This window comes from Legionella sp. km772 (assembly GCF_003989735.1).
Lineage (GTDB): Bacteria > Pseudomonadota > Gammaproteobacteria > Legionellales > Legionellaceae > Legionella.
In genome coordinates this window covers 1-11,253 of record NZ_RZGQ01000095.1, presented here as the reverse complement: position 1 = coordinate 11,253, position 11,253 = coordinate 1, and the positions used below count along the sequence as shown (strand labels likewise).

Genomic DNA, 11,253 nt, shown 5'->3' with positions numbered 1-11,253 from the left:
ATCACTGATCAGATTGAGTGAAATAGGTGATCAGTTTAGAGTGAAATCACTGATCAGATTGGAGTGAAATGAGTGATCATTTTGAAGTGAAATCGGTGATCAGATTGGAGTGAAATACGCATACGCAAGAACACCTCGTTATTACAACGGATGCCAGTGTTGCTGACTCGGAAAAAAATCGCCAATTGTTGCAAAAGCAATGCACTGTTTGGTTGCAGGTCAGTACCGAAGTGCAAATAGAGCGCACCGCGCGTAATCCTAGCTCTTTATTACCCATAAGCAATATGACAGCCTTTCTTGAACAATTACACCAGAGAGATGAACACTATCAACAAGTCGCTTATTTGATGGTGGAAGGGGATAAACCCGCTTTAGAAGAGCATGTAGAGTACATTATGCGGACTATTCAGACCAAGCTTAAGCCTACAAGAACAAAAAGAATATTAGAGGATAGAGATAGTGTTTTATTTCACAAACTGCGCCACACTCCAGTTCGTTTATCTGAACAGCAAGCTAGTTACCTCAAATTGCTTTCCCAGGGCAAAACAGCAAAAGAAATTGCGCGTGAAATGAAGGTTTCCTACCGCACTGTGGAAGGAATGATTGCGATAATGATTGACAGTCTTGGCTGTTCTTCTAGCAAAGAACTCATTGCCTTATATCATGCGCAGCCTTGAAAAGTATTTTTACGACTTGTTCTCCCCCTGCGAGGCCAGGGGGAGAAGATTTGGTTTATAGTTAATCTTACTTTAAAGTCGGAGGTTGAGGTGCTGTGGCTGTGTCCTCTTTGGTCGCTTTGCTGCAACCAAAAAAACCTGACAAACTTGGTCTTGATGGAAGGAGGGACGTCAATAAACTGGTAAATGAAACCGTTTCTGAAGCAAGAGATCGAGGTAGACGCTCAAGATCGAGGGTTTGGGGATGATTGGCTACATAGGCATTACTGTCTTTCAAGTACTGGCAAATAAAGGTTTCATAAACGCCTAGACCATTATCGAATTTTAACAAGTATAAATCAGCTAAATGTGTATCTAATTGTCCCTTTTTGTTTCTACCATATTTAGTTTCGAGGTAGGCTATTCCTTCATCACTAAGAGTAGCCCAATGCATATCTGAGTAAGCATCACGTTTACTACGGAATTCTTCTGGGCAGGGATCTACTGCATGCTCTAAAGTGGAGGTGAGGGCTACATGACGAGCCAAAGTGGCTTGTCCTAAGGTTAAATCACCCACATGATTTATGTGAATTTGGTAAGGAGTATCTTGGCCATAAGTATCTGAGGTGCGAATGTTCCAGCCCGTGTAACGTAAGAGAGGGCTGACCGCATAACTAAAGGGGGCGCCCACAGAACCTTCGACCGCGGCCTGAAAGGTTGAGAAGGTATTATTTAATATACAGCGTATATTAACCGCAGTTTGCTTTTTAAATTGATCGCGTACTTTATTGGCAATTGCAGCGCCAAAGGAGTCGCCTTGAAAAAGTATATCGTCAATTGAGATTCCTTTAGTCAAAAGGGTATTCGCTAAAGTCATTCCGGTATTAACCATGTCATTGACCTCTAATACCTCACCGCCCAGTTTAACCATTCCTGGATATTCGAAAGCATAATAACTTGCCCCTGTCACTTGAACCGCTTTAGCAATATCGCTGATGCATTCTTGGTATAAAGAACCCATGCCTGTAAAATACAGTACATGTTTACCTCTGCCTGGAGGGGAGAGCGTATCATCACCTGCTGATGCTTCAGGTTTTGGGTGGAAGCCTATCATCTCGGTTCGACAGGTTTTTTTATTAGCTAAAATCACCTCAGTTTCGAAGCGCTCAAAATCGATAGTGGCAAGTTTAGCAAAATAAGGCGAACCAGATTTTCTCACGGCTTCTTCAAAACAGGCAAAGCGTTCTGCCAAGGACATAGTTGCTAGGCCGAAACCATTTTTTATATACCAATCTTCTCTATTCGCAGGAAAAGTCCCTGAGCTGATTTGTCGTTGTAACCATACTTGAACACTTGAATTAGGCATTAACAGGCTCCTTTTTATCCAAAAATTATACACATAAATCTCAATAAGATCAATTTATATCTTTCTAAAGCATTAATAACTGTAGCCATCCTAATTTAAAATGGTACTCACTAATTAACTTACAACTCTTCAATCCATGCCAGAAAGGCTTCCCGATCTTCATGAGACAATCTTTGAAATTTAGTTTTAACAAACTCAAGGGGTATATAGGGTTTTTTTTCTTTATAAGGAAGTGCCTCTTTTAAGCTAATTTTTCCGCTGACTACTTCATTATATGTTTGCTCATCTTGATTTCTAAGTTTAAGCAATTGGCCATCATTTGATTTAGACCGAGAAGGAAGATAGGTAATGGAGTTGTCTTGAGCGTTTGTATTACTGTTCTCAGAAATCGTTAAGCGACTACTTAAGTCCTTAACGGCAATATTTTTTTCTTTTGCATAAGCTCGCACACTTCCATCCACCTCTCGGAGCACATCGCCCCATTCTGCTGCGTGTTGGCCTTCTGTATCCATCGTGGAGCGAAGCAGCCAGAGCAAATTATTATTGTTAATGCCTAAACCCTTTTCTGATTGATCTAAAACATATTCGCCAAAATTATTGTAGGCTGTATCCCAACTTTTATTGGCGATTATTTGCGAAATAAGAGCAGGTAGTTTTTGAAATAACAATTCATGGGATTCTTTGAAGTATTTATTTGCTTGAAGATGTAATTCTTCGTGATTGTTTATTTCGGTAAGGTCTTGCATAAAATGAACTCGTTACAAGGTTGAATAAGATTAGCCAAAGCCAGTAAATATCATACTTTTAAAAAGAATGAGATGCCAGGCCTTCTTTTGCGGTACAATATTTATATAAATCGGTTTGGTTGAGAGTAGATAATGATTGAAATAGGCAAATTTAATAGATTAAGAGTTATTAAGGAAGTGCCCTTTGGCGTCTATTTAGATGGCGAAGATTGGGGTGAAATTCTTTTGCCGAAAAAATTTGTCTCTAAAACGCTAACCATTGACGATCTGGTGGATGTCTTTGTTTACTTTGATTCCGAAGATAAGATTATAGCAACGACTCAAAATCCTTTAACCAGAGTAGGGGAGTTTGCTTTTTTAAGGGTGGTTGATGTTAACCCCATTGGTGCTTTCCTTAACTGGGGTTTGGATAAAGATTTATTAGTTCCTCGCACTGAACAACAACGTCCTATGGAAAAAGATAAATCTTATCTGGTTTATGTGAAACAAGATAATCAAGGACGTATTATTGCGAGTTCTAAACTTAATTATTTTCTCGATAAATCTCCTCCCGAATTTAAGGTTGGCGAAGAGGTTAGTCTATTCATTGAAGGACAAACTCCCCTAGGCACTAAGGTCATTATCAATCACAGCCATTGGGGCTTAATCCATGCTGCTGATATCTTTCAGCGCCTGTACTACGGAAAACGGATGACAGGTTACATCAAAACGGTGCGTGAAGATGGAAAAATTGATGTGGCCTTAAGAAAGGTGGGGCAAGATCGTATTCATGAGCTCAGTTCGAGAATCCTGGCCAAATTAAAAGAAGAGGGGGGTTTTTTGCCTCTACACGATAAAAGTTCCGCTGAGGCTATAATGCGTCTGTTTGGTGAAAGTAAGAAAGGTTTTAAAAGTGCGATTGGCCAGCTTTATAAACAGGGTGAAATTATCATTGAAGACCAGGGGATTCGCCTCAAGGACCATTCACGCTGATTAGAAAAAGCTCTTGACTACTAGTAATCAGGAGCTTCTTGCCAAGGCAGTGCACTTAAAATCATTAAGCCCTTTCTAAATAATCCTGCCCGAATTGATCAAGGTATTCTTGATAATTACCTAAATAGTTTTGGGCGCCATACTGCTCGGTTAATACTAGAACGCGAGTAGAGATTTGATCGATAAAATGACGATTATGACTAACAAATAACACCGCTCCCGGGTAAGTTTGTAAAGCTTCGATTAAGGCATCAATGGATTCTAGATCAAGATGGTTGGTTGGCTCATCCAAAATTAAAACATTGGGTTTTTCTAAAATTATTTTTGCCATTACCAAGCGTGCTGATTCACCCCCGCTTAACATTGAAATTTTTTTATCCACATCCGAGCCACGAAAAAGAACTTGGCCTAGGACATTGCGTATTTCTTGGGAAGAAGCGACGACATTGTCCTCCATCCATTGTAAGACAGAAGACTCTGGATCTAATAAGGTTCTATAATCTTGAGAAAAATAACCAGCGCTAACCGTTTCACTCCATTCAAAATTACCTCTATCAGCAGGGAAATCATTTAATAAAATTTTTAATAGAGTAGACTTTCCAATACCGTTGGGGCCAATGATGGCACATTTGTCACCTCGATAAATATCAAAGCTTACACCTTTTAAAACCACCTTTTCGCTAAATTGTTTATGGATGTCCTCCACTTTAACAATGGATTTACCTGATGCCTTCCGTTGATGAAAATTAAAATAAGGTTTTGCGATATTGGATTCTTTGATATCTACAAGCTGAATTTTATCGATCATTTTTTGTCGGGATGCTGCTTGCGTTGCTTTACTGGCTTTTGCACCAAAACGGTCTACAAAGGTTTGCATTGCCTCAATTTTCTTTTCTTGGTTTTTTAATTCACTTTGTTTAAGAATAAGTCGCTCTTCCTTGCTGGCAACAAATTGATCATAATCTCCGAAGTAGTTGGTGACGGTATCGTAATCGATATCTAGAATATTGGTTGATACTTCATTTAAAAAGCGCCGATCATGGGAAATAAAAATAAGCAAGCCTGGAAAGGTTTTTAAAAATTGTTGGAGCCAGGCGATAGATAAAATATCCAAGTGGTTAGTCGGTTCATCCAATAACATAATATCGGGTTGTTGATAGAGAACTTGGGCTAATAAAACTCTTAATTTATAGCCACCCGATAAAGCACTCAATGGTTTGTAATGGTATTTTTCCGCAATTCCAAGCCCTAGTAATAAGTTTTTAGCATTTTGCTCGGCTTCATAGCCCCCTTCATGCATAACAATTTCTTCAAGCTCACTTAAGCGAAAACCATCCTCTTCAGTGAAGTCTTCTTTTGTATATAATTCGTTCTTTTCAATGAGCGCCTCCCACAAAGTAGTATTTCCTTGGATGACCACATCGATAAGCTGATCATCTTCATAACGAAAATGATCTTGCTTTAAAATCCCAATATTTAAACTTTTCGCTTTTTCAACTGAACCTTGGGTTGGCGTTTCCTCGCCAGCTAAAATTTTTAAAAAGGTTGATTTACCCGTGCCATTGGCTCCCACTACTCCATAACGTTGTGAAGGCAATAAAATTAAATCCACGTCTTGAAATAAAGACTTTTTACCAAATCCCATGCTTATACTTCGTATATCTAACATAAAATAAACTCTTAATAATTAATTAAAGTTGTTGCACACCAACTTTTTTTCCTTTTAATTTTCCTTTATTAAATTGTGCATAGGCTTTTCCAATCTGACTTTGTTCAATGGCAACGTAGGAATGAGTTGCTAAAATATCGATTTTTCCTATTAAATTCGCGTGTAAGCCTGCATCTTTGGTTAAGGCGCCAAGTATATCACCAGGGCGAATTTTATCTCTTTTTCCCGCCATTAAACGCAAGGTGAGCATTTTAGGTTGTAAAGTCAACAAGGGTTTGGGGGATTGTAAATCCTTAATTAAGCCCCACTGGAGCGGTTGGGACATTAACTGTTCAAGTGCACAAAGACGCTCAGCATCTTTAGGGGTAGTGAGGTTTAAAGCGATGCCTTTACAGCCGGCTCGCCCTGTACGACCAACCCGGTGGATATGGGTTTCCGGCGCAAAGGCTAATTCGTAATTAATTACTGCTGGAAGCTCTTTAATATCTAAACCGCGAGCAGCTACATCGGTGGCCACTAAAATCGAACAGCTTTGATTACTAAATTGGATCATAGCCTCATCACGGGCACTTTGTTCTAAATCACCATTTAGTACAGTGGCGGAAAGTCCATCTTGGTTTAGTTTCTTAGCCAGTTCCTGGGTGCTTTCCTTAGTATTACAAAATATTAAAGTGGAGGTGGGTTGGTAATGACCTAGCAACTTTTTTAAGAGGGCGTATTTATCAGCCTGGTTTGGTACTTCAAAAAAACTTTGTTCAATAGCTTGTATATTACCTTGCCCTTCTTCAATTTTAACTGTAAAGGGTTTGGACATGAACTCAGTGGCTAATTCTTTAATAAGGGTGGGGAAGGTTGCTGAAAATAATAAAGTTTGTCGTTTAGCGGGACAATAGCTAAGTACGTGTTTTATGGCATCCAGAAAGCCCATTTCTAACATTTTATCGGCTTCATCTAACACTAGACGGCCTAAGCAAGCTAGTGACAAGGTTCCTTTAGCTAAATGCTTTTGGATTCTTCCAGGTGTTCCAATAATAAGATGTGCCCCATATTTTAAAGATTCTACTTGCGGTCTCATGGGGATGCCACCAGAAAGGTTTAAAATTTTGACATTAGGCAAGAGTCGGGCGAGACGGCGCAAGACTTGACTAACCTGTTCTGCTAATTCGCGGGTAGGGCATAATACCAAAGCCTGGGGTTGGAGCTGGTCAACTTTTAAAAAATTTAATAGAGTTAAGCCAAAAGCAACTGTTTTACCACTTCCAGTTTGGGCTTGGGCGATGACGTCGGCGTGGTTAAGCATCAGAGGCAGACTTTGGGCCTGAATGGGCGTCATCTTGCTATAATCGAGGGAACTTAGGTTAGTAATTAATTCTTTACGTAAAGCTAAAGAAGAAAAAGATAACTCCTCTTTAGGTTTAGGAATTTCTCTTTCTTTACAATTTTCCATGGTATTTTTCACGAGCTTATAAACGAAGGGTATAATACCATAAATTAGCCTTAAATTAAATCAATCAATTTAATTTAAATACATTAGAAAAGGACTGTTTAGCTATCTAGAGAATTCTACAAGAATAGGTCAATCTTGGTCTATACTCAAAATAACTCATCATTCCAATTGAGCACTTGCAGGAGATGCAGAAATATAACAATTGGTTAGCTCTATGTTAAATAAGGATAAATATGACAGACAGCAATGTGGCCTCCCCTTTAGATCTTTCTACTATTGATGGTTTAGCTGACTCACCTGATTCGGCACATCAGCTTGCCGTACAAACTGTACAACCTGTTGCGAATGTGGTTGCCACCACCGATAATCCCTTGGAAGCCCTACCGCCGCAACCACGACTAGTAGAGATTGCTAATTTAAATCCAGATGATCTTGCAGCAGCACATAGCTCAGCAGAAAAAATAGATTTCAGAAAAACTAATACCTTGCTTTCTCACGGAGAAAATGCACTGGCTGAAATTGCCCAATCCTCCCGTCAATTATTAACGGGGGTGAGACTTGGTGATACTGGTGAAGTAGGTCAAATCGCCGCAGCGGTTATTGATGGGGTAAAAATATTACGTATTGAAGATTTGCAAGCGGAGAGTCAAGGAAAAAATGTGGCTAGCGCACCTAAAGGTTTACTTGGTAAGCTGCTTGGTGCATTCAAAGAGGCGCGCACTGCTTATAAAGAGTTTCAGGAAAATCGCAAGCAATTTTTAGAATTGATGGATCAAGAACAAGCTAAAGCGCGTAAAACCAAAGCGGATCTTGCGGTGAGCATTGATTTATTAGATCAACAAGCAAATGCTATCCGAACTAGCCTTAACCGCTTAAAAGTTGCCATCGCAGCAGGGCAAATTGCCTTGGATAGGGGGCAAGAGGAGTTAGAGAGTTTACGTTTGCATGCAGTGCAAACCGGCGATCCGGCTGATGCGGCGGATGTGATGGAGTTTAGAAATTCCATTGCTAATTTTCGCGCTAAAGTGGCTGAAATGAGAGAGAATTTAGTGGGGTCTGCTTTACTTATTCCCATTATTGGTCAAAATAAGAAAGCAGCAGAAACCCGGTTAATGAAAATTTCCAATGGGATGTTAGTAGTTATTCCTCGGCTTATGGCTGTTGCCTCACAAGCTGCAGTTCAGGCTGATATCCGTAGGGCTGCCGCGGAGTCAGAACGTCTTGATGAGGCTGCAAGACAAATTACGGAATTAGCTTCAAAAGGTGCACATGATGCCGCAACCAGTGCCGCCCGTAGTCTTGGCGGCGATGAGAGAAATATCGAGGTTTTAGCCAAAGTGGCGGATGAAGCCATTCAAACCATGAATGAAGTTCTGGATATTGAAAAAGAAGTTGCTGCTGGTGATCGGGAGCGAGAAGCTAAATTAGCCGCTATTCGTGATCGCTTATCCCAAGGAATGCGCGGGGTTAATCAACGTACTTTAGAAGGTTAAGTAAATGAGTGATAATCCCTCCAATATTGATTTTGATACGCAGGCAGCCTGGATGAGACGCTTTCAGGCTGATGCAGAAAGTAATTTACAGGCTTTTTCTTTGCGTTTGAAAGAAGCATTATCTGAACATGTCACCATCCATGAGTCCAAACCTTTTCTTTGGGGAAACCCTAAAATTATAGGTGTAAGTATCCATCTAGGTGATTACAAGTACACTTTAGAACTTAATCGTGGCCAATTAAACGCATCTATCGCAATGGTGGTAAGGGGCATTACTCTCAATACGAAGCAAACTGACCCCTCCGAATGGTTTGCAAAACTAGCAGCCGAAACCCAAAAAGCCACCGAACAAGCCAAACGTCTTAGCCAATCCTTATCGGCTTTCGGTTCATCATAGGAGAAACTCCAGTGGGATTATTTAACTTTTTATCGGGATTAACAGCTTCTAATTCTGCGAGTACAGAACGTCAACAAGATATTCTTAATGCCATTCAAACCAATAGCGTTCCTCAATTGATTAGTACACGATTGCAGGCAAGCCGGGAAGGGGCTCGTCCTTGGTTGGCGACCTTTAGTCCCGCTGAATTATTGATCATGCGCTCTCATGGCATGCGGCCAATCGCTGCTGTATCTTCGACCTGTTGGTTACAATATGGCTGGTCATGGACTAAGGGGCATGCTCAAGGCTGGCAAACCGCAGTAGATAGGCTTCGCGAAGAAGCAAAGGCCGCGGGAGCCAATGCAGTATTGGATGTAAAAATGCGAACTATCCCTTTAAACATGGAAAACAGTATGGATTTCACTTTAATTGGTACTGCGGTTTATGTTGAAGGCTTACCACCCAGCCCAAAACCAATCGTGGCAACGGTACCTGCTTTAGAGTTTGCTAAATTATTAGAATCAGACATTATTCCGGTTGGCATTGCGGTTGGTGCAGAATATCAATGGCTTAGTGATTGGAACGGTAGAACGAATTTACTCTTTATGGGAAATATAGAATGTAGGGATTTGTCTAATCTATGGGAAAATGTGCGGCGTGGAGCACAGGAGAGCCTACGGATGAACGCACGTCCTCAGGGTAATGGCGTTTTAGCCCATGTTAGTTTTAGCCAAATGTTTGAGCAAGAAGGCGATCAAAACAGGCCTAAACAATATTTAGCCCGTCATATTGTGATTGCCACAGTGGTTGATACATCGAAACATCAAGCCATTACTCATCCTATTCAAATGGTGGTTGATATGCATGATGGGAAAACCCCACTGCAAGATAAAAAGCCTTTCCATGAATCTTATACGAGCAATGAAAGTGACGGCGGAATTTAACTAACCCTGGCTTAAAATATAATTAACAAAAGGATATTGAACCATGACAATCGAACTGACAGAACATGCTCGGGAACGCCTCCAGGGACTTCGCTCTGCGATGCATTCAACGGGTGTATTTACTTCAGATTTTAGTGTTAATGAGTTTCTTTTAGTACGAAAAGCGGGCTTTGAACCCTTAGGTTTATGTATTGGTAGTTGTGTCTACCATGTGGGCATTCAATACCGTTCTTGGAATAAAAACCAAGAAATGGATGTTTTATCAAAAGCCATGTATGAAGCACGGGAACTGGCTATGGAGAGAATGCGAGCCGAAGCCACAGTGATGGGTGCTGATGGGATTGTAGGTGTAAAACTGACCGTAAAACGCATGGAGTGGGATGAGAATTTATTAGAGTTTATTGCGATTGGAACTGGGGTTGTGCACGGTGAGGGACACCCAGGATTTAGAGCTCATGACGGAGGCCCATTTACGTCTCACTTATCTGGACAAGACTTTTGGTCCTTATTACATGCGGGTTATAGGCCTATTGAAATGGTAATGGGCTCTTGTGTGTACCATGTGGCCCATCGGGGTATGTTTGCAACCTTAAGTGGCGTCAATAATAACGTGGAGCTCGAAAATTACACGGCTGCTCTTTATGACGCCCGAGAAATTGCCATTGAACGGATGCAAGCTGAAGCGTCTGCTGCAAAAGCAGAGGGGGTCGTGGGCATGGATATCCATGAAGGAAATCATTGTTGGCAAACACATGTTATCGAATTTTTTGCCTTAGGCACTGCGGTTAACCCCTTGGATAAAGAAATAATGCCGGAAAAAATTGCTGATCCCATAATGGTTTTGTCGGTTAATGATTAAGAGCGAAGACCGAATTAGTTTCAATTAATTCGCTATCAAGGCTTTTGTATTTCCTACATAAGATAAGGTAGCGGATTGCACTATTTTGAGCAAGAAAGGTACTTTTATCGTTTACAAGCATTTCAAATTTGTTGCATAATAGGCCAACCCAACTTTTGGAATCTGCAATGTCAGACAATGGAATGAGACCTTCATCACCCGCTTCCTTGTTTTTTAAAGCCCACACCCTGGCAGAGGAAAAAAGTTCCCATAAGCACGATAAGTCTGCAAAGATGCACAATGAGGCCGAACTTGAAAAGGTTTTGCAAAAAAGTGCGTTCAAAGAAGCGAAAAAGCAATGGAAAACTTTAATCAATGATTTAGAACAAGCTTAATTACCGCGAAAAAGCTTAGGAAGTAAAGAGTTCCGAAAGGCGATTAACTGTTCATTTAAATTCACTGAAACGAACTTAAGCTTTACTCTCTATCTAATTCAGCTCCAGCTAGCTTATTGATAATTCTTAAACTCTAGAATGTTCTAATTGTACTGCCTTTCTTTGATAAAAAGATTAAGACCTTAAATGATCATTAATTTGGGGTTTCAAAGGGCTATTGTCTATACTAAATAACTCATGTTACGCACGGTCAATTTTAAGCTGCCATATTTTTAAGCTCCTGCCAAGCAATCTGGTTCGCTCTAAGAATCAATTTGTACTTAATAGCAAAGTGATTTAAATGAGTTT

At 40.4% G+C, this 11,253-nt stretch carries 12 protein-coding genes and 1 pseudogene; 9 read left to right on the top strand and 4 right to left on the bottom strand.

From position 1 onward, the window contains the following. Positions 1–137: 137 nt before the first annotated feature. Positions 138–395, top strand: a pseudogene (locus ELY15_RS16560) (shikimate kinase); the annotation flags it as partial. Then, positions 396–677 (top strand): LuxR C-terminal-related transcriptional regulator, encoded by a 282-nt coding sequence (locus ELY15_RS16555; RefSeq protein WP_255411089.1) that lies wholly within the window; start codon positions 396–398, stop codon positions 675–677. A 67-nt stretch (positions 678–744) separates the two neighbouring features. Here ELY15_RS16555 and sdbB read toward each other — a convergent pair whose 3' ends face one another. Continuing rightward, on the bottom strand, positions 745–2,022 hold the full coding sequence (gene sdbB / locus ELY15_RS10190) for a Dot/Icm T4SS effector alpha/beta hydrolase (protein WP_127099643.1): 1,278 nt from the start codon (positions 2,020–2,022) through the stop codon (positions 745–747). 119 nt (positions 2,023–2,141) lie between these two features. Further along, the gene (locus tag ELY15_RS10185; protein WP_127099641.1) at positions 2,142–2,768 is read right to left on the bottom strand and encodes a hypothetical protein; all 627 of its coding nucleotides are present in this window, start codon (positions 2,766–2,768) and stop codon (positions 2,142–2,144) included. A gap of 132 nt (positions 2,769–2,900) precedes the next feature. Between ELY15_RS10185 and ELY15_RS10180 the strand changes: the two genes are divergently transcribed. Further along, positions 2,901–3,740 carry a S1 RNA-binding domain-containing protein gene (locus ELY15_RS10180; RefSeq protein WP_127099639.1) on the top strand — a complete coding sequence of 280 codons (840 nt, stop codon included), beginning with the start codon at positions 2,901–2,903 and terminating at the stop codon, positions 3,738–3,740. Between the two features lie 64 nt (positions 3,741–3,804). Here the strand turns inward: ELY15_RS10180 and abc-f are convergent, their stop codons facing one another. Further along, on the bottom strand, positions 3,805–5,409 hold the full coding sequence (abc-f, locus tag ELY15_RS10175; RefSeq protein WP_127099637.1) for a ribosomal protection-like ABC-F family protein: 1,605 nt from the start codon (positions 5,407–5,409) through the stop codon (positions 3,805–3,807). 22 nt (positions 5,410–5,431) lie between these two features. Beyond that, complete coding sequence (dbpA, locus tag ELY15_RS10170; protein WP_127099635.1) at positions 5,432–6,856, bottom strand: ATP-dependent RNA helicase DbpA; 1,425 nt, start codon at positions 6,854–6,856, stop codon at positions 5,432–5,434. Between the two features lie 233 nt (positions 6,857–7,089). On the opposite strand from dbpA, the gene ELY15_RS10165 reads away from it, so the two are divergent. The 6 genes from ELY15_RS10165 (at position 7,090) to ELY15_RS16550 (ending at position 11,245) form a co-directional block, all read left to right on the top strand. Next, on the top strand, positions 7,090–8,349 hold the full coding sequence (locus ELY15_RS10165) for a toxic anion resistance protein (RefSeq protein ID WP_127099633.1): 1,260 nt from the start codon (positions 7,090–7,092) through the stop codon (positions 8,347–8,349). A gap of 4 nt (positions 8,350–8,353) precedes the next feature. Continuing rightward, positions 8,354–8,746: a hypothetical protein gene (locus ELY15_RS10160; RefSeq protein WP_127099631.1), complete on the top strand. Its 393-nt coding sequence runs from the start codon at positions 8,354–8,356 to the stop codon at positions 8,744–8,746. An 11-nt stretch (positions 8,747–8,757) separates the two neighbouring features. Continuing rightward, entirely contained in the window at positions 8,758–9,672 is a 915-nt protein-coding gene (locus ELY15_RS10155; RefSeq protein ID WP_127099629.1) for a heavy metal-binding domain-containing protein, read from the top strand. 43 nt (positions 9,673–9,715) lie between these two features. Next, on the top strand, positions 9,716–10,531 hold the full coding sequence (locus ELY15_RS10150; RefSeq protein ID WP_127099627.1) for a heavy metal-binding domain-containing protein: 816 nt from the start codon (positions 9,716–9,718) through the stop codon (positions 10,529–10,531). A gap of 167 nt (positions 10,532–10,698) precedes the next feature. After that, positions 10,699–10,905: a hypothetical protein gene (locus ELY15_RS10145; RefSeq protein WP_127099625.1), complete on the top strand. Its 207-nt coding sequence runs from the start codon at positions 10,699–10,701 to the stop codon at positions 10,903–10,905. A gap of 217 nt (positions 10,906–11,122) precedes the next feature. Then, on the top strand, positions 11,123–11,245 hold the full coding sequence (locus ELY15_RS16550; protein ID WP_255411088.1) for a hypothetical protein: 123 nt from the start codon (positions 11,123–11,125) through the stop codon (positions 11,243–11,245). Positions 11,246–11,253: the final 8 nt, after the last annotated feature.